The following is a 19,794-nucleotide window of genomic DNA, read 5'->3' on the forward strand; positions in this document are numbered from 1 at the left end:
GGCTCGCTCCGCAAGCCTTCGGACGAGATGTCGCGGGGCGGGTTGTGTCGATGTTGCGCCGCAACAACTCCGGGTAACGATGGTTGACGAACGTCGGCGGCGAGCGCACAAGATTGGCCCGCGAGGGCCGAAATGCTCTCAAGAATTTGCTGAAACGGCCGTTTTGCGCGCACCTGTTCCGCTACAGCCGCAGCAAGCCGGGCCATCTCGTCTGCGGCAGGTGTCGACTGTACCGCCGCGCCTGAGGCCGGCGGTCACCCTCCGTTAACCGCGATGAAACCGCGCGCGGGCCACGGTGCGCGCGCATGTCCGCGCGCCGCACCTCCCGCCGGGTCCTGAACTCGACCGTGGCCCTGGCCGCGGCCGGGGCCGTGGCCCTGTCGCCGGTTCTGCCGTTGGCGCAGGAATACCAGCCGGCCTCCATGGACCCCGTCGCCATCCGCATCGGCGCGGCGGAGGACTACACCCGGGTCGAGTTCGCGGGCGTGGTCGGGGCGCGGTCGCGGGTCACCGTCGACGGCCGGCGCGTCGTGGTTCGCATCGGCACCACCGCCGCGCCCGACGTCTCGCGCCTGAAGGTCGATCCGCCCTCCGGAGTCGAGTCCGTCGAAACGCGGGCGGTGCAGGGCGGCACCGAACTGATCCTGACCCTCGCCGAGGGCGCCGAAGCCCGAACCGGCATGGCCGACGGCGCCGTCTTCCTGAACCTGTACGCGCCCGGCCGCGCGCCCGAACGGGCCGCCGGAGAGACGCAGGCGGACGCGGCGGTTCCGACCGTCGGCGTGCGGACCGAAGCGACGGCGACCGCGCTCACGCTGAGGTTCGACTGGCCCCGGTCGGTCGGCGCCGCCGTCTTCCGGCGCGGCGACGCCGTCTGGGTGGTGTTCGACGGCGCGGCGAAGCTGGATCTGGCCGACGCCGCGGACCTGGGCCCGGCGAAGGGCGCGCGATGGGCGGCCGGGCCGGATTACGTCGCCTTGCGCCTGGAGGCGCCCAAGGCCCTGACCGTCTCCGCTTCGGCCGACGGCGGCGCCTGGACGGTGAGGATCGGCGGGGGGGCGACGCCTGCGGGCGGCGTCAGGGTGGACCGCGATCCGTCCGGCGAGCCGGCGCTGGCGTTCAACATGGCGGGTTCCGGCCGGGCGATCTGGCTGACGGATCCGGTGGTCGGCGACCGCTTCGCCGCCGTCACGGCCGTCGGACCGGCAAAGGGGTTTCCCCAGCGGCGCCGCACCGTCGACCTGCACGTCCTCCCGACCGCGCAGGGGCTGGCGATCGAGACCCTGGCCGATGACCTGAGCATCGTCGCCGACGGCGACCTGGTCGTCGTCTCGCGCCCGCGCGGCCTGATCCTGTCGTCGCCGGCGGCCCTGCTGGAGGCGGCCGACGCCCCCGCGGACGAGGCGCCGCGCAAGGCGCCGAACCCCGCGCTCATCCTCGAGAACTGGAAGGCGTCCGACGACGGGGGCTTCTTGGCCCGCCACCGCAAGCTCCAGGCCGAGGCCGCGGAGGAAGGCGCCGACGCCGCCGCAGACCCGCGCGCTCCGGCGAAGAAACGCCTCGCCTACGCCCGGTTCCTGGTCGGTTCGGGTCTGGGCTATGAGGCTCTCGGCGTCCTGAACGCCCTCGTCGAGACGCAGCCCGGCATGCTGGGCGAGCCGGAGGTGCGCGGCCTGCGCGCCGCCGCACGTGTGTCCGTCGGCCGGCTCGACGAGGCCCAGGCCGACCTGTCCGGCGCCGCCATCTCCGGTGACCCCTCGGCCAAGGCCTGGCTGGGGCTGATCGCCAGCCGGCGCGGCGATTGGGAAGAGGCGCGCCGCCAGTTCGCCGCCGCCGCCGGCGTCGTCGACGCATTCCCGCCGGAATGGCGCGCGCGCTTCGGCTGCGCTCACGCCCTCGCGGCCATCGAGCTTGGCGACCTCGAGGCGGCGCGCGCCCTTCTGGCCTATGCGCTCAGCCAGCCGATCGGCGCCGCCGAGCAGCTGCAGATCCGGCTCGTTCAGGCCCGGCTGTTCGAACGGACGGGCGAGCTGGACAAGGCGTCCGCCGTCTTCGCCGCGGTCGGCAAGGCGCCCCTGGACGCCGTGGCCGTGCCCGCCCGCCTCGGCGTGGTCCGCATCGGTCTGGCGCGGGGCGTCATGCCGGCGAAGGACGCGGCGGCCGAACTGGAGACCCTGCGCTGGCGCTGGCGCGGCGACGCGACCGAGCTGGAGGTGATCCGCACGCTCGGCCGGCTCTACCTTTCGCAGGGCCTGTATCGCGAGGCCCTGACCGCCCTGCGCGCGGCCGGGCCCCGCATGGCTACCATGCCCGGCGGGATCGAGCTGCAGGCCGACGTGCAGGCCGCGTTCCGCATGCTGTTCCTCGAGGGCGGCGCCGACGGCCTTCAGCCGATCCAGGCGCTGGGTCTGTTCTACGACTTCCGCGAACTGACGCCGATCGGCGCCGACGGCGACGAGATGGTGCGCCGCCTGGCCCGCCGGCTGGTGGACGTCGACCTGCTGGATCAGGCCGCCGAGCTGCTGAAATACCAGGTCGACCAGCGTCTGGACGGCGTCGCCAGGGCCGTCGTCGCCACCGATCTGGCCACCGTCTATCTGATGGACCGCCAGCCCGAGGCGGCCCTGCAGGCCATCTGGTCCAGCCGCACCACCTTGTTGCCCTCCGCCCTCAACGCGGAGCGCCGCGCTCTGGAGGCCCGGGCCCTGATGGACCTCGGCCGATTCGATCACGCGCTGGAGGTGCTGGGGGACGACGCCTCTCCGGCCGCGCTGGAGGTCCGGGCCGAAGTTCTGTGGAAACAGGAGACCTGGGCCGGCGCCGGGGCCCTGTATGAGCGCCTTCTGGGCGACCGCCACCTCGACGCGGCCACGCCCCTGTCGGCCGCGGACGAGACCCGCCTGATCCGCGCCGGGGTCGGCTACTCGCTGGGCAAGGACGACGCCGGCCTGTCCCGGCTGGCCCAGCGCTACGCGCCGTTCGTGGAGAAGGCGCGCAGTCCCGACGCCCTGCGCATCGCCCTGTACGACCCGCTGACCCTGTCGTCGCCGTCCGGGCTGGCCGCGGCGATCCAGAGCTCCAACACCTTCACCGGCTGGGTCGAGGGCGCGCGGGCGAGGTTTCGTGAGCAGACGCCGGCGGCCCAAACGAAGACGGGCGGAGCGACGCCCGCCGCTCCGCCCGCCCGTCCGGCCCCCGCAGGGGCCTGATCTCTCAAGAAGCCGAACGGCTTACTTGTTGACCGCGTCCTTCAGCGGCTTCGACACGCGGAAGCGCACGGCCTTCGAGGCGGCGATCTTGATGGTCGCGCCGGTGGCCGGGTTGCGGCCTTCGCGAGCGGCGCGGGCGGCGGTGTCGAACACGCCCAGGTTCGAGATGCGCACGTCGCCGCCGGACTTCAGCGACTTGTGGATGTTGTCGACGATGGCGGTCAGCACGCGGCCGGCGTCGGCCTGCGACACGCCCGCGTCCTTGGCGACGGCGGCGATCAGTTCGGCTTGAGTGGTCATGTTGGGTCGTTTCCGATTTTCTGCCGCCCCGACTGGGCGACGACGGACGGATTGACGCCGCTTTTCGTTCGCTTGGCAAGCGTGTTCGGCGCTGAAAGCCCCACGGGCTGGGGATTCACCCTCCGCCCGACGCCCTCTGGAAGCTCTCGACCAGGCTGCCGGCCACCAGTCTCCAGCCGTCCACCAGCACGAAGAAGATGAGCTTGAAGGGCAGGGAGACGACCACCGGCGGCAGCATCATCATGCCCATGGACATGAGCACGCTCGCCACGACCAGATCGATCACAAGAAACGGAACGAAAAGAAGAAATCCGATCTCGAACGCGGTCTTCAGCTCGCTGATCATGAAGGCCGGAACGACCACCCGCAGGGGCAGGTCCTGGGCCGTCGGCGGAACCTCGATGTTCGACAGTCGGGTGAACAGTTCAAGGTCGCCCCGGTCGACCTGGCCCAGCATGAAGGTCTTGACCGGATCGGCGGCCAGATCGAACGCCTGCGGCAGTTCCATCTGCTGATCCATCAGCGGCCTGATTCCCGAATCATAGGCGTCCTGCCAGGTCGGGGCCATGACGATGGCCGACAGGAACAGGGCCAGCGACACCAGCACGGCGTTCGGCGGCGACTGCTGCATGCCCAGCGCCGTCCGCAGCAACGACAGCACCACCACGATGCGGACGAAGCTGGTGGTCATGATGACGATCGACGGCGCCAGGCTCAGCACCGTCATCAGGCCGACCAGCTGAACCACCCGCGTGGTCAGACCGGCGCCTGTGCCCAGATCCACGTTGATGGCCGAGGACCCGGCCGCCGCCTGCGCCTGCGCCACCTCCTGCGCCAGCGCGCCCAGCGGCCAGATCAGGCAGGCCAGGGTGGCGCACAGCGACAGCAGGGCGGCGCGCTTCAGCTCCGCGCGCGTCGGCATGCCCAGCAGCTTCACTTGCCAGCGCTCCGCGGCTCGATGAGTTCCTTGCCTTCGCCGAGCAGCAGCAGCCGTTCCTCGTCGTCGATCCGCACCAGCACCAGACGGCGGGCGGGATCGAGGACCAGCGTCTCCATCACCTGCATGCGCCGCTCGCCGCGCTGGGCCGACAGCTTGGCCATAAGCTGCGGCGCATAGCGCCGCGCCGCCCACGCCGCGCCCCCGATCAGGCCCAGGGTGAAGGCCAGGCCGAACACGGCGCGGAGCAGGTCGAGGAAATCCATCGCCCCGGATCGTTAAGGATCAGGGTTAACGGCCGGTTTAGAAAACCTTTGATTAACCACGACCGGTCACGATTTCGCTCGGGCGCCTCCGCCCGCGTCGCGAAAGGAAACGGCCGTGTCGATCGCCGACCTGCCGCTGCTGAACCAGATCAAGGGCCGGCTGACCTGGCTGGACGAGCGCCAGCGCGTCATCGCCCAGAACGTCGCCAACGCCGACACCCCCGGCTACATGGCGCGCGACCTGCGCCAGCCGACCGATTTCGCCTCGGCCCTGCGCAACTCGGGCGGAGTGCAGATGACCCGCACCTCGGCGTCCCACATGGCGCCGGCGAACCCGCCCGCACGCTTCGCCGTGCAGGACAGTCCCGATTCCGAGACCACGCTCGACGGCAACGCCGTGGTGGTCGAGGAGCAGATGCTGAAGATGGCCGAGAGCCGCATGGCCTACGACGCCGCCATCAGCCTGTACCAGAAGTCCATGTCGCTCCTGCGCATGGCCGCCCGGCCGCCCGGCCGCTGAGGAGGGCTGACCCGTGCCTGATCCCATCCCGCCCCGAAACACCACCATGGCCGTGGCCGCCAGCGCCCTGAAGGCGCAGCAGTCGCGCATGCGCGTGATCGCCGAGAACATCGCCAACGCCGACTCGACCTCCGACGCGCCGGGCGGTCAGCCCTATCGCCGGCAGGTGCCGGTGTTCCGGGCGCGGGAGGTGGACGGCGCCACCGGCGTGGCCCTGGCCGAGGTCCGCGCCGACCCGGGCCAGTTCCGCCGGGACTACGATCCCAACCATCCTGCGGCCGATGCCGAGGGCTATGTCCTGCGGCCCAACGTCGACACCCTCGTCGAGGCCATGGACATGCGCGAGGCGCAGCGGGCTTACGAGGCCAACCTGAACGTCATCGAGACGGCGCGCGCCATGGAGCAGCGCACCCTCGACATCCTGAAGCGATGAGGACTGATCGATGAACCCCATGGCCGCCATCAAGGCCTACCAGTCGGTCCAGTCGGGCGCCGCCGTCGGGGGGGCGGGCGGCATGGATCCGGCCGGCGGCTCGGAATTCGGGGCCATTCTGGACGGCGTGATGAAGGGCGCGGTCGAACAGACCCGCGCCGCCGAGACCCAGATGTCCATGGCCGTGCAGGGTCAGGGCAGCCTGATCGACGTCGTCACCGCCGTCAGCTCAGCCGAGGCTTCGCTCGAAACCGTCATGGCCGTCCGCGACCAGGTGATCCAGGCGTACCAGGAGATCATGCGGATGCCGATCTGACGGGTCGGCCAAGCTTACCGCGAATTCATCCGTCCCGGCGCATCCGTCCGCCTGACGCCGGGCCTCTTCCTCCGACGCCTTCGGAGCCATGATGACCCGCACCCTCACCGCCCTCGCCGCCCTGGCCGCGGCCTGCCTCGCCACAGCCGCCGAGGCCCAGCAGCGCCGGCCGCAAGGGCCCGCGCTGCTGGTCCGCGCCGGAAACCTGTTCGACTCCGAGGCCGGTCGCATGGTCGGCCCCCGCGACCTTCTGATCCGTGGCGACCAGGTCGTGGAGGTGGGGCAGGGCCTGGCCGTTCCGGAGGGCGCCACGGTGGTGGACCTGTCGCGCTGCTCGGTCCTGCCCGGGCTGATCGACGGCCACACCCACATCCTGATGGAACAGGCGCAGGGTCAGCCGCTCGGCCAGGTCGCCGCGATCGACGCGGGGATCGAGGGCGACGCCCTGCGCGCCCTGTCCGGCGCCCGGCGCGGTCGCGATTATCTGGACGCCGGCTTCACCACCATCCGCGACCTCGGCAACTCCGGCCGCTTTCTGGACCTGCAGCTGTCGCGCGGCTTCGCCGAGGGTCGGGTCCCCGGACCGCGCCTGTACGGCTCCGGTCCCGGACTGGCGCCGGCCGGCGGCCAGATGGAGCCGATGCCGCACGACCCGCACCACCTGGTCGGCGCCGAGTACCGCATCGTCACGGGCGTGGACGACGCCCGCGCGGCCGTGCGCGAGGCCATCGCGGCCGGGGCCTGGGTCATCAAGGTCTATCCCGAGGCGACGCCCCAGCGCACCCGCCTGTCGGTGGCGGAGCTGGAGGCCATCGTCGACGAGGCGCGACGCCACGACGTTCCGGTCGCGGCCCACGCCACCTCCGACGCGGCGATCCGCGAGGCGGTCCTGGCCGGCGTCACCTCCATCGAGCACGGCTACGAGGTCTCGGACGACACCCTGCGGCTGATGGCGCAGAAGGGGGTCTATCTGGTCCCCACCGACCCCTCGCTGGAGATGGCGCAGGAGTTCAGCGCCGGCTGGACGCCGCGCCCGCCGGTGGAGGAGATCGAGGGCATGCTGTCGGCGCCGCGCGACCGCTTCTCGCGCGCCCACCGGCTGGGCGTGCCCATCGCCATGGGGTCCGATCTCTACATGCCCTACGGCCCCGGGCGCGGTCAGGGCTCCCGCGCCACCCTGTCCGCCTACGTCGAGTCCGGGATGACCCCGGGAGAGGCGCTGCAGACGGCGACGTGGAACGCCGGCCGCATGCTGGGAGACGACCGGCTGGGCGTGCTGCGGCCCCGGTCCTTCGCCGACCTGATCGCCGTGCCGCTGGACCCGACGCAAGGTCTGGACGCCCTGAAGGACGTGCGCTTCGTCATGAAGGGCGGGCGCGTCGAGAAGCCGGATCTGGAGCGCGTCTGCGGCGGCTGAGGGGAACCCGCGACGGACCCCCGGCGCTCCCCTTCCGTCGGAAGGAGACCGCCATGCTGAAAGACCTCGACGCCCGGCCCATCCTCGCCGTGTCCGATCTGGACCGCGCCCGCCGCTTCTACGGCGAGACCCTGGGACTGATCGAAGACGCCGCCGACGGCGAAGAGGACATGCTCGCGTACCGCACCGGGTCGACCCGCCTGACGCTCTACGTGTCGGAGTTCGCGGGCACCAACAGGGCCAACGCCCTGGTCTGGCCGGTCGACGGCGGCATCGAGGACGTCGTCGCCGACCTGCGGGGCAGGGGCGTGACGTTCGAGCGATACGACTTCCCCGGAACCGATTACGTGGACGGCATCCACATCGCCGGCGACGCGCGGATGGTCTGGTTCAAGGATCCGGACGGCAACATCCTGCATCTGGTCCAGGGCATGTGACTTGAGGCGGCGTTCGGGCTATGGCCCGCCGCCATGTCGAAACTCACCCTCGCCGAGGAGGCCGGCCGCCGCCGGACCTTCGCCATCATCGCCCACCCCGACGCGGGCAAGACCACGCTGACCGAGCACATCCTGCTGGCCGGGGGGGCCATCCGCGCGGCCGGGGCGGTGCGGGCGCGGGGCGAGAACCGGCGCACGCGCTCGGATTGGATGAAGATCGAGAAGGAGCGCGGCATCTCCGTCTCGGCCTCGGTCATGACCTTCGAGTTCGAGGGCGGGATGTTCAACCTGCTCGACACCCCGGGCCACGAGGACTTTTCGGAAGACACCTACCGCACGCTGACGGCCGCCGACTGCGCCATCATGGTGCTGGACGCCGCCAAGGGCATCGAGCCGCAGACGCTGAAGCTGTTCGAGGTCTGCCGCCTGCGCGACATCCCGATCATCACCTTCATCAACAAGCTGGACCGCGAGGCCCAGGACCCGATGGCCCTGCTGGACGAGATCGCCGGCCGCCTGCAGCTGGACCCCTCGCCCATCTGGTGGCCGGCCGAGAGCGGCGCCCGCCTGCGCGGGATGGTTCAGGTCGGCACCGGCAGGTTCCAGCCCTATGCCCGCAAGGTCGCGGGGTCCGATGAGGACCCGGATCACCCCGCCGCCTTGCCGCTGGCCGATGCCGCGGCCTTCTTCGAAGGGGCCGAACAGTCCGACCTGACCGACGCTCTGGAGCTGGTCGAAGGCGGCTACAAGCCCTTCGACCGTCAGGCCTTCCTGGAGGGCCACATGACGCCCGTCCTGTGGGGATCGGCGCTCCGCCACTTCGGCATCGAGGAGCTGCTGCGCGCCATCGCCGACTGGGCTCCGCCGCCGAGGGCGCTCAAGGCCCGCAAGGAGGCCCCGCCGGAAACCCGCAACGCGCCCGGGCCGGTCGACGTCGTGGTCGAGCCGGGCCAGACCGAGGTCACCGGCTTCGTCTTCAAGGTCCAGGCCAACATGGACCCCAACCACCGCGACCGCATCGCCATGTTCCGCATGGCGTCCGGCAGCTTCAAACGCGGCATGAAGCTGAAGGTGCAGAACACCGGCAAGTCGCTGTCGGTGAACAGCCCCATCATGTTCTTCGCCTCCGACCGCGAACTGGCGGAGGAGGCCTATGCCGGCGACGTCATCGGCATCCCCAATCACGGCGTGCTGCGCGTCGGCGACAGCCTGTCGGAAAGCGGCCTGATCCGCTTCGCCGGCCTGCCCAACTTCGCGCCCGAGATCCTGCAGCGCGTGCGGGTCAAGGATCCGCTGAAGGCCAAGCACCTGAAGAAGGCTCTCGAAGGTCTGGCCGAAGAGGGGGTGACCCAGCTGTTCCGGCCGGAGCTGGGCAGCGACTTCATCGTCGGCGCCGTCGGCCAGCTGCAGTTCGAGGTCATGGCCGACCGTCTGGGCGAGGAGTACGGCCTGGACGTCGTCTTCGAACCCAGCCCCTACGCCGAGGCCCGCTGGATCGCGGGCGACAAGGCCGACCTCGACGACTTCATGGGCAAATACCGCCCCCAGATGGCCACCGACATCGACGCCGCTCCCGTCTTCCTGGCGAAGTCGAGCTGGGAGACGGGCTACGTCGGCGAGCGCTTCCCGAAGGTCCGCTTCATGAAGACGAAGGAGCGGGGGTAGGCGTTAACCCATCGCCTGCACCGGCCCTTAAGCGCGTCGCGGCGATGGGGCTGGGGACAGTTCCGGAGTTCCCCCATGCCGCGCATCCGCACGGACGCCTACGCCCTGTTCCTGGCCTTCGCCTTCGCGGCGGCCTTCATGTTCGGGCATCTGAAGGTCGGGTTGCTGGACCTGCCGGACCCCCTGCGGACCTATGATCGCCTGCTGATCTGGCTGGCGGCGGGGGCGTCGATGTATGTCGGCCTGTTCGCACTGGGCCACTTCGCGATGCGCGGCCGGAACGTCGGCGAGCGCTGGGCCTACGCCGTCTGGGGCGGGATCAGCCTGGTCGCCATGTATCTGTGCTTCAAGGGACCGACGCGACTGGCGGTCGTGTTCGGAAGCGGTCAGGGCGTGATCGGCCTGATCATCCCCTTCGCCATCGGCGCGGCCTTCGGCTTCCTCTACGCCTGGCGCGCGGGCTGGGAGGTGGACGACGCGGAGGACCTGAACGGACTGCGCGCCCGCATCGCGGGCGTCACTTCCGATCAGGAGGCGAAGATGGACGCCTTCACCCAGGGCGGCGTCGACTATTTCGCAGGGCCGACGCAGGTCCGGACCTCCATCCCGCTGATGCTGCTGGCCGCGGTGCTGGGCGGCATCGTGTTCGGGCTGGCGCGCGGCGCGTTCACCATCGTCTTCGAGGTGACGCAGATCGCCGACCTGAGCGGCCGGGCCGCGCTGCAGCGCGCCGGGTCGATGGTGGACTACGCCGGGCTGGAGATGGTCGCCATGGCCGTCATCGGCGCCGTGCCGATCGCCGTCTGCATGCTCGCGGGCCACTATGCCCTGCGCGGGCTGAAGCGCACCGAGACCTGGGCCTACGCCGGAGTCGGCTTCCTGGCCCCTTTGGTGCTCGGCATCCTTTGGCCGCCGCTTTTCCTCATCGCGGCGCTGATGCTGCCGATCCCCGCGGCGATCGCCATGGCGGTCTACCGCAGCTTCGCGGGACTGGAGCCCGTCCCGGTCAAGGAGGACCTGATCGCGCGGCGCGACCGGGACCTGGTCGGCGCGGACCATCCCCGGCGGCGCTTCGCCCGGGTGATCCGCGCCCGTTGAGGCGTCAGGCGGCCTGCGCCGCCTGACCCCGGGTCGGGTAGTCGATGTAGCCCGCATCCCCGCCGCCGTAGAAGGTGGCGCGGTCGGCGGGGTTCAGGTCGGCGCCCGTCTTCCAGCGGTCCACCAGATCGGGGTTGGCGAGGAAGGGGATGCCGACGCTGACCAGATCCGCGCGGCCATCGGCCACGGCCGCTTCGGCCGTCGCGCGGGTCAGGCCGCCGTTCAGCATGACCGGCCCGCCGAAGGCCTCGCGCAGGGCGCGCGCCAGACGGGGCGAGCCCTCCGGTCCCGCCATGGGATGAGGCGGCTCGGCCTCGATCAGATGCAGGAAGGCCAGGCCGAACGGCTTCAGCGCCGCGGCCGCGTGGCCGAAGGTGGCGGCCGGGTCGGAATCGGACATGCCGTTGCTGGTCCCGGTCGGCGACAGGCGCACGCCCACCCGCTCCGGACCCCAGACGTCGACCAGGGCGCGCGTCGCCTCCACCAGGAAGCGCGCGCGGTTCTCCACCGGCCCGCCCCAGCGGTCCGTGCGGCGGTTCGAGCCGTCGCGCAGGAATTGATCGACCAGATAGCCGTTGGCTCCGTGCAGCTCGACCCCGTCGAAGCCCGCCGCCTTGGCCTGCCGCGCGGCGTGGGCATAGTCGGCCAACACGCCCTCGATCTCGGCTTCCGTCAGCGCGCGCGGCGTGACGAAGGGCGTCATGGAGAAGTCCGGCTTCATCGCCTGACCCTCGGCCGCGATCGACGAGGCCCCGACCGGCGCGCCGCCGTCGGGCTGATAGTCGGGCAGGGATACCCGCCCCACGTGCCAAAGCTGGGCGACGATCAGGCCGCCCGCGGCATGCACCGCGTCGGTCACGACCTTCCAGCCCGCGACCTGGTCCTCGGTGAAGACGCCCGGCGTGTTGGGATAGCCCTGACCCGACCGACTGATCTGGGTGGCCTCGGAGATGATCAGGCCCGCGCCCGCGCGCTGGGCGTAATAGGTCGCGGCGGTGACGTTGATCACCTCGCCCGCTCCGGCGCGGCTGCGGGTCATGGGCGCCATGGCGACCCGGTTTTTCAGGTCCAGCGCGCCGAGGGCGATCGGTTCGAAAAGGGGGGAGGACATCGGTTCTGCTCCAGCAACAGGTGCTGATGCAGATAGGGGGCGGGCGGTGGGCCGCAAGGGGCGAACCCATCCCGCGGCCACGCATTTGCTTGTGGGTCGAAACAGACGGAGTCACGGTCCCGTTCCGGGACGCGCCAGGAGGCGGCATGTTCGAGTTCGGCAAGGATCTGCGGAGGCTGTTCGGTCGGGAGCGCGACCGCGAGGATCTGGGCTGGCTGGAGCTGATCGGCGTCGAACTGGTCGAGGCCGAGGCCCGCCGCGCCTCGATCGACGCCGGCCGAACCTCGTGCGCCAAGCCCGATCAGGCATGGCTGATCGCCGCCGCCCTGTGGCGCGAACTCGCCGCCCGCACCGGCCGCAGGGATGCTCTCGACAACGCCGACGACGCCGCCCGGGACGCCGCGCGCGCCGCCCACGCCGCGGGCCGCATGGAAGAAGCCCGCTGCGCGTTGGCCCAATCCTGCCTGTTGCGGTTCGATCTGTACGGCCGACCCGCCCTGCTGGATCAGGCGGCGGAGCTGATCGCCCGCGACTCCGGCCGACAGGCCACCGTCGCCGTTCACGCCCGAATTTCGGCCCGCAAGGCGCGGCTGGACGGTCGACCTGTCCGCCTGCTGGAGGCCGCGGCGCTGCTGGACCTCGCCGTTCACGGTCTGGCCGGGTCGGCGGACCCGCTGGCCGAGGCCGTCCGGCTCGACCGCGCGGGGCTGACGCTGGAGGCCGGCATCGCCCAGCGCGACGCCCGCCTGCTGGATCAGGCGGGGCGGGATCTGTTCGCCCTCGTGGAGGCGTCCTCTTCCGATCGCCGACCCCTGACCCGCGCCCGCGCGCTCGCGCTGAGCGCCTCGGGCCTGTCGGCGCTGGCGGCCCTCGCTGACGACGCCCCCGCGCGGGAACAGTCCCGCGCCATGCTGGAAGCCGCCGGCGACCAGTTCACGCCGGATCACAGCCCGCTGGACTGGTGCGCCGTGCAGTTGGCGTCCGGCACGGGCGCGGCGCGGCTGGTCGCGGTCGAGGCTCTGTGCCGGTCGGCCGGCCCCGGTCTGGTGCTGGGCGCTCTCGCGCGAGAGCGTCTGTCCGCCGACCGCGTCGCCGCGGCCGAGGCCGCCGGCGATCCCGCCGCGCTGGACGCGCTTCAGGCCGAGCTGCGACGTCGTGTCTCCGTGCCGGGCGCGCCGCTGGACTGGGCCGCCGACCAGATCGGTCTGGCCCGCGTCGCCCTGGCCCGCGCGCGCTTGTGCGACGCCCCCTCGGGCGAGACCGGCCTGATGCTGGCCACGGCCGTCGAGGTGGCGACCGAGGAGGGCTGCCCGCTCCTCGCCCGTCAGGCCGAGGCCCTCCTCAGCCTCTGAGGCTCAGGCTCCGTAGGCCGTGAAGGCGCCGTTCATGAACCCCGGCTTGCCATAGGCCAGCGGCGCGCCCTCCGGACCCAGCACGCGTCCGCCCGCGGCCTCGAGCACCGCCTGTCCCGCCGCCGTGTCCCACTCGGACGTCGGCCCGGTGCGCGGATAGACGTCGCAGTCGCCCTCGGCGATGCGGCAGAATTTCAGCGAGCTGTCCTCGCCCCGCCATTCGACGCAGCCGTGAAGTTCCGCCAGCTTCGCCGCGTCCTCGGGCTTCACGCCGCGGCTCATGAGGGCCAGGGCGACCGCCGGGCGAGGCCGCACCCGGATCGACTCCCAGGCGCCGCCGGCGCGCCGCCGAACGGCGCCGCCCGGTCCGCCGGCCCACGTCACGTCCAGCGCCGGCGCCGTGACGACGCCCGCCACGGGGCGGCGGCCGTGGATCAGGGCGATGTTGACCGTGAAGTGTTCGTCGCCGCGCACGAAGCCGCGCGTGCCGTCCAGCGGATCGACCAGCCAGAACAGCTCCGGCGCCCTCTCGGGGCGCCCGTGGGCCTCCGACGCCTCCTCCGCCACCGCCGGCACGTCGGGCCACGGGGCGGTCAGCCGCTCCAGGATCAGCGCCTCGGCATCGCGGTCGGCGCGGGTCACCGGGCTGTCGTCGGCCTTGGCGTCGGCGACCACCGCGTTGCGCCAGTAGGGCCGGATCACCGCCGCGGCCGCCTCCGCGATCTCCGCCAGCGCGTCGATCAGGGTTCCGGCGGACAGGGCGTCGAGCGGGGAGGGGGCGGCGGTCATCGCCGGGGATTAGCCCATCGGACCCCTTCCCGCGAAGGGCCAAATCAGGCCAGCTTCGGCGCCATGACAGACGCCTTCGCCGACCGCGACGAAACCGAGCTGGCCGCCCTCGTCGCCGCCAAGCTGTGCCACGACTTCATCAGCCCCGCCGGCGCCGTGTCGCAGGGGCTGGACCTGCTGGAGGATCCGTCGGCCCACGACATGCGCGACGACGCCCTGGCCCTGATCCGCCAGAGCGCGACCCGCCTGCTCGCTGTGGTCGACTTCGCCCGCGTGGCCTTCGGCGCGGCCTCATCGGCCGAGACCTTCACCGGCGAGACGCTGGAGAAGCTGGTCCGGGACCTGACCGACGGCGGGCGCGCGGCCCTGGTCTGGGACGTCGAACCGTCGAGCCTTCCCAGGGCGTCCGCCCGGGTCCTGCTCAACCTCGCCTACATGACCATGGGGGCCCTGCCCTCCGGCGGCGAGGCGACGGTGTCGGCCCGCGTCGACGGCGATCGGCTGAAGATCGAGGGCGTCGCCGCGGGCGCGCGCGCCCGGCTGAAGCCCGAGGCGGCGGCGGGCCTGGCCGGCCGACCGCTCGAGGAAGGTCTTCCGGGCCAGTGGATCCAGCCGCACTGGCTGTGGCTGGCCGTGAAGCGCCTGGACGGCACTCTGGAGGTCCAGGCCGACGAGGGCCGCGTCCGGCTGGCCGCCGACCTTCCGGTCTGACCGCCGACGGCATGACTAACGTCGCTTAGGACTGAGTTCCAACCACTCGTTAACTTGCGCGCGGCGATCATGGGGGAGCCTCGCAAAATCGCGCCCACCGTCGATTCGGACGCCGCCCTTGGACCCCCGCACCTGCCTGATCGTCGACGACAGCCGGATCATCCGGAAGGTCTCGCGCCGGATCGTCGAGGGCCTGGGCTATGAGGTCGACGAGGCCGCCGACGGCGCCGAGGCCCTCGCCAGCTGTTCCGCCGCCCTGCCGGACGTCGTCCTGCTGGACTGGAACATGCCGGTCATGGACGGTCTGACCTTCCTGCGCCGCCTGCGCGGACTGCCGCAGGGCGACCGGCCCAAGGTGCTGTTCTGCAGCATCGAATCCGATCCCGACCGCATCGCCGAGGCCCTCGCCGCGGGGGCCGACGAATACGTCATGAAGCCGTTCGACGGTGAGGTTCTGGCCTCCAAGTTCGAAGAGGCGGGCATGACATGACGCCCGAGGACTTCGAGCGCCTGCAGGCCCTGGTGCTCGGACGCACCGGTCAGCGTCTGGCCCGCGACCGCATGAAGCTGGCGCAGCACCGCCTCGCCCCCGTGGCCCGGCGCGAAGGCTTCGACGACGCATCCGCCCTGCTGGCCGGCCTGTGGGACAAGCCCGTCGCCTCCACCGCCTGGTCGGTGATCGAGGCCCTGCTGGACCCCGAGACCTGGTTCCGGCGCGACCGCGACGGCTTCGCCGTCTTCGCCGACCAGCTGCTGCCCGCCCTTTCGGCCGCCCGTCCGGGCGGGCGCGTCCGGCTGTGGTCCGCCGGATGCTCGACGGGTCAGGAGGCCTGGTCCATGGCCATGGCCGCCGCCGAGAAGGGCGTCGAGGCCGAGGTGCTGGCCACGGATCTGAACCGCGTCTCGCTGGAGCGCGTCCGCGCCGCCGCCTATTCCGGCTTCGAGATCCAGCGCGGGCTGTCGGCCCGGGCCATGATCCGCTGGTTCGTGCGCGACGAGGACCGTTGGGTCGCCCGTCAGGATCTGCGCGACCGCGTCGAGGTCCGGCGCGCCAACCTGCTGGAGCCGGCGCCGGACGGCGACCGGTTCGACGTGATCTTCTGCCGCCACGTGCTGGGCACGATGGACGCCCAGCGCCGCGCCCTGGCGCTCGACAATCTGGAGCGGGCGCTGGCCGACGACGGCTGTCTCTTCGTCGGTCCCGACGAGAGCCTGTCTTCCGACACCGTCGCCTTCCGCCCCGTCGCCGGCCGGCCGGGGCTGTACGTGAAGTCCCACGGCGCCCTGCGCCGCGCCGCCTGACCCTTACGCTTGCCCGTCAGGCGATCTAGTCTGCCCCGCGACCTTTGGGGGAGAGGCCGATGCCGCGCTGGATCTGGTTGCCGCTTGCGTCGTTCGTCGCGCTCGGGCTCGCCGTCTTCGCCAGTCTGACGCCTGCGCCGCGCGGGGCCGACGCCCCCGCGACCGCCTTCTCCGCCGAACGCGCCATGGCCGACGTGCGGATCATCGCCACCGAACCGCATCCCGTGGGATCGGAAGCCCATGCGCGCGTCCGCGACCACCTCCTGGCGCGCATGAGGGCGCTGGGCCTGTCCCCGACGACGGGTCAGGGCGTCCTGTCGCCCTCGGCGGTGCGCCGGCTCGAGCGCTGGGAGGTCGACGCGACCGGCCTGGGCGTCACCAACCTGATCGGCGTCCTGCCCGGAACGCGCCCGGATCTGCCGGCGGTGCTGCTGATGGCCCACTACGACAGCGTGGCCGGGTCGCCCGGCGCGGCCGACGACGCGACCGGCGTGGCCGCCGTGCTGGAGACGGTGCGCGCCCTTCAGGCCCGGGGCCCCCGCGCCCGCGACGTGATCGTCCTGATCACCGACGCGGAGGAGCTGAACCTCGACGGCGCCCGCGGCTTCTTCGGCGGCGATCCGCTGCGCGACCGGGTCGGGGCCGTGATCAATCTGGAGGCGCGCGGCGGCGGCGGCCGGGCCATGATGTTCGAGACCGGCAGGGGCAATGCGGAGACCGTGGCCCTGTTCGCGCGCATCCGCCCCGACGGCGGGGTCACCACCAACTCACTCGCCGCCTTCGTCTATGAGCTGATGCCGAACGGCTCCGACTTCACCGTGCCGCGCGACCGCGGCCTGCAGGGGGTGAACCTCGCCTTCATCGGCCGCCCCGGGCAGTACCACACGCCCCTGTCCACGCCCGCCAATCTGGACCGCGGCAGCGTCCAGCACATCGGCTCCCAGACGCTGGAGACGGCCGCCCTGCTGGTCTCGGCCGACGCCCTCCCGCGGGCCGGAACGAACGCCGTCTGGGCCGACGTCTTCGGCCGCTTCGTCGTCGTCACGACGCCGGCCGCGGGCTGGATCGTTCTGGCCGCGGCGGCCCTGCTCGCCGCCTTCGTCCTCATCGCCCTCGGGCGTCGTGGCGGCGTCCGTCGGGGCGAGGTGGCGCGCGGGGCGCTGGAGGGGGTGTGGTTCCTCTCGGTCGGCGTCGTCGCCGCGCATGCCGTGAGGGCTCTGGGCGGACCGTCGGCCGCCCGGGCCGAGGACGCCGAGACCTACTACGCCCTGCTGGCCCGTCTGCCGTGGCTGGAGGCCGGGGCGGGTCTGGCCGTCCTCGCCGTCGCCCTGCTGGCGCTGGGCGGGCGGGCCGCGCTGGACCGCCGGGCGACGGCCGGACTCGTCGGCCTTCTGACCCTTCCGGGCGTGGTGGGGGAGGGGGCGAACCCGATCCTGCTGGGGGCCGCCGTCCTCGGGATCGGCCTGTCCTTCGTCGCCGGCCCTCGCGGCAGATGGCCCGCCTGGCTGGGATTGCTGGCGCTGGTCTGGACGCTGGCCCTGATCGCCCAGGTCGCCGCGCCCGTCGCCGCTTTCCTGTTCGCCTGGCCGGTGCTGGCCGCGGCCCTGGCCGCGGCGGTCGCCGCCCGCCTCGACCCGGCGCTCGAGCGGGCGGGCGGCGCGATCGTGGTGGCCCTGACCGGCGCGGTCGCCGCCGGCTGGGTGCTGGCCATGGCGCACCCGGTCTTCCTCGGCGTCGGCATGGATCTGCCCGGCGTGCTCGCCGTCCTGGGTCTGCTCGCCCTGACGGCCTTGCGTCCCCTGGCCCCCAACGCCTCCCGCGTCCTCGCGGTCCTCTCCGCGGCGGTGCTGCTTTCCGGGGCGGCCGTCGCGGTTTGGGGAACCCAGGCCCGCCCGGCGCAGGCCGAGGCGCGGCAGGTCGGCTAGGCTCCTTCGTCGACGCCCGCCGTCGCCCGGGACCGGACGCGCGGCGGCAGGGCGTGCACCCGCGCCATGACCTCGCCCACGAAAGCGGCGCCCCGCGCCGTCTCCACGTCGTGGACGTGCGGTCCGCCCGCCGCGCCGCCGGCCGCTGTGTCGATCCTCACCGTCGCCACGCCCAGGCGTCGCTGAAGCGGCCCCTGCCGCATCGTCAGCGTCTGCACGGCGCCGTGCGGCACGGTCCAGTCGCGCCGCCCCAGCACGCCGCGCCGCACCTGCACGCTCTCCTCCGTCGCGGCGAAGCGGTGCCGCCCCGGCCTCAGCAGGGCCACCGCCAGACCCAGCCCGAGCAGCGGAAGCAGCAGCAGGGCCGGCCAGAGGAACACGCTGGCGACGCCGGTCAGGACGGCCGGGATCCCCACGAACCCGATCAGTCCGCCCACCGCGTGGGCCGGGGACACCGCCGCCAGGTCGTCCTCCCGGAACGGCGGCAGCCCGGCCAGGCCCACGATCGGCGTCACCTCCCGCGGCCGCGCGAACGGCAGCAGCTCCTGCATGCCGGAGGCCTCGCCGCCGCCCCCCAGGGTCTGCACCTTGAACACGCGCCAGCCCAGCCTGCCGCTGATCGGCCCGTGCTCGACCAGACCCAGTTGGATCTGTCGCCGGGCCACCGCCACCTCGGACCGCGTCAGCAGACCGCGTCGCACCCGGAAGCGACGCTCGTCCTGCGTGAGGGTGAAGCCCCAGTTCTTCAGCACCGTCCGCCCGACCCCGGTCGCCAGACCCAGGGCGATCGCCGCGCCCACGATCCAAAGCCCGAACCCGGGATCGTCCTGCGGCCGCGCCTCGACCACCACGTCCCTCAGCCGCCCCATCCACCATTCCAGGTCGTAGGTCGTCAGCTCTCCGCCGTACTGCAGCAGGCCGAAGATCGCCGCGATCCACACCAGGGAGAACTTGAACAGACCCAGGAACAGCAGCCGCCCGGTCCCCAGCCTGAACAGCACCGCCTCGTCTTCGACAGCCACCGCGCCCGCCGCCGCGTCTGCGGCCGCCGCCGGCGCCGTCGCCTGCCGCCGCAGGACCTCCCTCAGACGCCGCGCCTCCGCCAGGCTGACGCTCGCGAGCACGCCTTCGTCCTTCTCCCCGCCGCCGGTCTCCAGCCGCACCTCCGCCAGACCGATCAGCCGCGACACGGGGCCCCGCGTGATCGACACGTCCTGGATGCGCTCCGCCGGGATCGACCGCCGCGACCTGTTCAGCAGACCTCGCGCGATCACGACCTGGTCAGGCAGGACCTGATAGGTGAAGGTCAGCCAGCCCAGCAGGCCGCTCGCGATCGACACGATCAGGAACAGCGCCAGCCCGAACGTCAGCAGCCCCGGATTGAACCCTTCCCCCCGCGACCACCCCAACACGGCCGGCAGGGCGAGGATCAGCGAGCCCCAGCCGACGCGGAACGGCAGCAGCAGCAGGGTGCGAGGGTCCAGGCGGCGCGGCGCCGCCTCGTCCGGTGAGTCGGGCTTCACCACGGCGCGTCGTCGATCCGCGCGCGGATCGCGTCGCGGATCTCCTCGGCCCGCGCCGCCGATATGCCGGGCAGGGTGACCAGACTGCCCTCCGTGCCCGCCGTGTGCAGCCTCAGGGTCGCCACGCCCGCCCCGCGCTCGAGCGGCCCCTGGCTCACGTCGATGTGCTGCACCCGCGCCACCGGCACGACCGTGTGCACCCGCACCAGCCAGCCCCGCGCGACGTGCAGCTCCCGCTCCGTGAAGGCATAGCCCCATCGCCGCCAACGCCCGGGCGCCAACACCAGAACGGACAGCAGCCCCAGCGCCGCGACCGGTCCCCACACCACGCCGAACGGCCACCCCGTCCGCGATCGAAGCAAGAACTCCCCCGCCGCCGCCAGCCCCGCCAGCAGTCCCCAACCGATCAACGCATTGATCCGCATGACCTGCAGATATCCGCGCTCCAGACGCTGCAGGGGGACGATGTCGAAGGCCATGCAG

20 protein-coding genes are annotated in these 19,794 nt (G+C 72.4%); 13 read left to right on the plus strand and 7 right to left on the minus strand.

The features are described from left to right. Positions 1 to 305: 305 nt before the first annotated feature. Positions 306 to 3,209: a tetratricopeptide repeat protein gene (locus EFJ44_RS06075; RefSeq protein ID WP_125256312.1), complete on the plus strand. Its 2,904-nt coding sequence runs from the start codon at positions 306 to 308 to the stop codon at positions 3,207 to 3,209. A gap of 21 nt (positions 3,210 to 3,230) precedes the next feature. On the opposite strand, the gene EFJ44_RS06080 is transcribed toward EFJ44_RS06075, so the two are convergent. The 3 genes from EFJ44_RS06080 to EFJ44_RS06090 all read right to left on the minus strand — a co-directional run bounded on the left by EFJ44_RS06080 (position 3,231) and on the right by EFJ44_RS06090 (position 4,712). Continuing rightward, the gene (locus EFJ44_RS06080; protein WP_125256313.1) at positions 3,231 to 3,509 is read right to left on the minus strand and encodes an HU family DNA-binding protein; all 279 of its coding nucleotides are present in this window, start codon (positions 3,507 to 3,509) and stop codon (positions 3,231 to 3,233) included. A 115-nt stretch (positions 3,510 to 3,624) separates the two neighbouring features. Continuing rightward, entirely contained in the window at positions 3,625 to 4,431 is an 807-nt protein-coding gene (fliP, locus tag EFJ44_RS06085) for a flagellar type III secretion system pore protein FliP (RefSeq protein WP_125256814.1), read from the minus strand. Positions 4,432 to 4,442: 11 nt separating this feature from the next. After that, the gene (locus EFJ44_RS06090) at positions 4,443 to 4,712 is read right to left on the minus strand and encodes a flagellar biosynthetic protein FliO (protein ID WP_125256314.1); all 270 of its coding nucleotides are present in this window, start codon (positions 4,710 to 4,712) and stop codon (positions 4,443 to 4,445) included. Positions 4,713 to 4,827: 115 nt separating this feature from the next. Between EFJ44_RS06090 and flgB the strand changes: the two genes are divergently transcribed. The 7 genes from flgB (at position 4,828) to EFJ44_RS06125 (ending at position 10,598) form a co-directional block, all read left to right on the plus strand. Further along, on the plus strand, positions 4,828 to 5,232 hold the full coding sequence (gene flgB, locus EFJ44_RS06095) for a flagellar basal body rod protein FlgB (RefSeq protein ID WP_125256315.1): 405 nt from the start codon (positions 4,828 to 4,830) through the stop codon (positions 5,230 to 5,232). 46 nt (positions 5,233 to 5,278) lie between these two features. Continuing rightward, entirely contained in the window at positions 5,279 to 5,665 is a 387-nt protein-coding gene (gene flgC / locus EFJ44_RS06100) for a flagellar basal body rod protein FlgC (RefSeq protein WP_125256815.1), read from the plus strand. Positions 5,666 to 5,675: 10 nt separating this feature from the next. Then, on the plus strand, positions 5,676 to 5,981 hold the full coding sequence (gene fliE / locus EFJ44_RS06105) for a flagellar hook-basal body complex protein FliE (RefSeq protein ID WP_125256316.1): 306 nt from the start codon (positions 5,676 to 5,678) through the stop codon (positions 5,979 to 5,981). Between the two features lie 91 nt (positions 5,982 to 6,072). After that, a complete protein-coding gene (locus EFJ44_RS06110; RefSeq protein WP_164511867.1) occupies positions 6,073 to 7,398 on the plus strand; it encodes an amidohydrolase family protein in 1,326 nt (441 codons plus the stop codon). 53 nt (positions 7,399 to 7,451) lie between these two features. After that, entirely contained in the window at positions 7,452 to 7,835 is a 384-nt protein-coding gene (locus EFJ44_RS06115) for a VOC family protein (RefSeq protein WP_125256318.1), read from the plus strand. Positions 7,836 to 7,868: 33 nt separating this feature from the next. Next, entirely contained in the window at positions 7,869 to 9,500 is a 1,632-nt protein-coding gene (locus EFJ44_RS06120; RefSeq protein WP_125256319.1) for a peptide chain release factor 3, read from the plus strand. A 75-nt stretch (positions 9,501 to 9,575) separates the two neighbouring features. After that, the gene (locus EFJ44_RS06125; protein ID WP_125256320.1) at positions 9,576 to 10,598 is read left to right on the plus strand and encodes a hypothetical protein; all 1,023 of its coding nucleotides are present in this window, start codon (positions 9,576 to 9,578) and stop codon (positions 10,596 to 10,598) included. Between the two features lie 4 nt (positions 10,599 to 10,602). Here the strand turns inward: EFJ44_RS06125 and EFJ44_RS06130 are convergent, their stop codons facing one another. Next, positions 10,603 to 11,709, minus strand: a complete 1,107-nt coding sequence (locus EFJ44_RS06130) for an alkene reductase (protein ID WP_125256321.1) — start codon at positions 11,707 to 11,709, stop codon at positions 10,603 to 10,605. A gap of 146 nt (positions 11,710 to 11,855) precedes the next feature. Here EFJ44_RS06130 and EFJ44_RS06135 point away from each other — a divergent pair, with 146 nt between their 5' ends. Beyond that, positions 11,856 to 13,061, plus strand: a complete 1,206-nt coding sequence (locus EFJ44_RS06135) for a hypothetical protein (RefSeq protein ID WP_125256322.1) — start codon at positions 11,856 to 11,858, stop codon at positions 13,059 to 13,061. A gap of 3 nt (positions 13,062 to 13,064) precedes the next feature. Here EFJ44_RS06135 and cysQ read toward each other — a convergent pair whose 3' ends face one another. Continuing rightward, positions 13,065 to 13,850, minus strand: a complete 786-nt coding sequence (gene cysQ / locus EFJ44_RS06140) for a 3'(2'),5'-bisphosphate nucleotidase CysQ (protein ID WP_125256323.1) — start codon at positions 13,848 to 13,850, stop codon at positions 13,065 to 13,067. A gap of 63 nt (positions 13,851 to 13,913) precedes the next feature. Between cysQ and chpT the strand changes: the two genes are divergently transcribed. The 4 genes from chpT (at position 13,914) to EFJ44_RS06160 (ending at position 17,788) form a co-directional block, all read left to right on the plus strand. Next, positions 13,914 to 14,561 carry a histidine phosphotransferase ChpT gene (gene chpT, locus EFJ44_RS06145; protein WP_125256324.1) on the plus strand — a complete coding sequence of 216 codons (648 nt, stop codon included), beginning with the start codon at positions 13,914 to 13,916 and terminating at the stop codon, positions 14,559 to 14,561. 118 nt (positions 14,562 to 14,679) lie between these two features. After that, a complete protein-coding gene (locus EFJ44_RS06150; RefSeq protein ID WP_125256325.1) occupies positions 14,680 to 15,051 on the plus strand; it encodes a response regulator in 372 nt (123 codons plus the stop codon). Continuing rightward, positions 15,048 to 15,863 (plus strand): CheR family methyltransferase, encoded by an 816-nt coding sequence (locus EFJ44_RS06155; RefSeq protein ID WP_125256326.1) that lies wholly within the window; start codon positions 15,048 to 15,050, stop codon positions 15,861 to 15,863. Before EFJ44_RS06150 ends, EFJ44_RS06155 begins: the two co-directional genes overlap by 4 nt. A 59-nt stretch (positions 15,864 to 15,922) precedes the next feature. Then, positions 15,923 to 17,788: a M20/M25/M40 family metallo-hydrolase gene (locus EFJ44_RS06160; RefSeq protein WP_125256327.1), complete on the plus strand. Its 1,866-nt coding sequence runs from the start codon at positions 15,923 to 15,925 to the stop codon at positions 17,786 to 17,788. Here the strand turns inward: EFJ44_RS06160 and EFJ44_RS06165 are convergent. Both EFJ44_RS06165 and EFJ44_RS06170 read right to left on the minus strand, forming a co-directional pair. Next, positions 17,785 to 19,314, minus strand: coding sequence for a PH domain-containing protein (locus EFJ44_RS06165; RefSeq protein ID WP_164511868.1), 1,530 nt, complete (start codon positions 19,312 to 19,314; stop codon positions 17,785 to 17,787). The two genes, EFJ44_RS06160 and EFJ44_RS06165, sit on opposite strands and share 4 nt — an antisense overlap. Beyond that, on the minus strand, positions 19,308 to 19,790 hold the full coding sequence (locus EFJ44_RS06170) for a PH domain-containing protein (protein ID WP_206426880.1): 483 nt from the start codon (positions 19,788 to 19,790) through the stop codon (positions 19,308 to 19,310). Before EFJ44_RS06170 ends, EFJ44_RS06165 begins: the two co-directional genes overlap by 7 nt. Positions 19,791 to 19,794: the final 4 nt, after the last annotated feature.

The sequence above is a fragment of the Brevundimonas fluminis genome (genome assembly GCF_003934285.1).
Taxonomy (GTDB): domain Bacteria; phylum Pseudomonadota; class Alphaproteobacteria; order Caulobacterales; family Caulobacteraceae; genus Brevundimonas; species Brevundimonas fluminis.

Bases quoted from the DNA above. Each gene is read 5' to 3' on its own strand.
- EFJ44_RS06075 (WP_125256312.1), top strand. From the start codon at position 306: ATGTCCGCGCGCCGCACCTCCCGCCGGGTCCTGAACTCGACCGTGGCC.
- EFJ44_RS06080 (WP_125256313.1), bottom strand. From the start codon at position 3,509: ATGACCACTCAAGCCGAACTGATCGCCGCCGTCGCCAAGGACGCGGGC.
- fliP (WP_125256814.1), bottom strand. From the start codon at position 4,431: ATGCCGACGCGCGCGGAGCTGAAGCGCGCCGCCCTGCTGTCGCTGTGC.
- EFJ44_RS06090 (WP_125256314.1), bottom strand. From the start codon at position 4,712: ATGGATTTCCTCGACCTGCTCCGCGCCGTGTTCGGCCTGGCCTTCACC.
- flgC (WP_125256815.1), top strand. From the start codon at position 5,279: ATGGCCGTGGCCGCCAGCGCCCTGAAGGCGCAGCAGTCGCGCATGCGC.
- fliE (WP_125256316.1), top strand. From the start codon at position 5,676: ATGAACCCCATGGCCGCCATCAAGGCCTACCAGTCGGTCCAGTCGGGC.
- EFJ44_RS06110 (WP_164511867.1), top strand. From the start codon at position 6,073: ATGACCCGCACCCTCACCGCCCTCGCCGCCCTGGCCGCGGCCTGCCTC.
- EFJ44_RS06115 (WP_125256318.1), top strand. From the start codon at position 7,452: ATGCTGAAAGACCTCGACGCCCGGCCCATCCTCGCCGTGTCCGATCTG.
- EFJ44_RS06120 (WP_125256319.1), top strand. From the start codon at position 7,869: ATGTCGAAACTCACCCTCGCCGAGGAGGCCGGCCGCCGCCGGACCTTC.
- EFJ44_RS06125 (WP_125256320.1), top strand. From the start codon at position 9,576: ATGCCGCGCATCCGCACGGACGCCTACGCCCTGTTCCTGGCCTTCGCC.
- EFJ44_RS06130 (WP_125256321.1), bottom strand. From the start codon at position 11,709: ATGTCCTCCCCCCTTTTCGAACCGATCGCCCTCGGCGCGCTGGACCTG.
- EFJ44_RS06135 (WP_125256322.1), top strand. From the start codon at position 11,856: ATGTTCGAGTTCGGCAAGGATCTGCGGAGGCTGTTCGGTCGGGAGCGC.
- cysQ (WP_125256323.1), bottom strand. From the start codon at position 13,850: ATGACCGCCGCCCCCTCCCCGCTCGACGCCCTGTCCGCCGGAACCCTG.
- chpT (WP_125256324.1), top strand. From the start codon at position 13,914: ATGACAGACGCCTTCGCCGACCGCGACGAAACCGAGCTGGCCGCCCTC.
- EFJ44_RS06155 (WP_125256326.1), top strand. From the start codon at position 15,048: ATGACGCCCGAGGACTTCGAGCGCCTGCAGGCCCTGGTGCTCGGACGC.
- EFJ44_RS06160 (WP_125256327.1), top strand. From the start codon at position 15,923: ATGCCGCGCTGGATCTGGTTGCCGCTTGCGTCGTTCGTCGCGCTCGGG.
- EFJ44_RS06170 (WP_206426880.1), bottom strand. From the start codon at position 19,790: ATGGCCTTCGACATCGTCCCCCTGCAGCGTCTGGAGCGCGGATATCTG.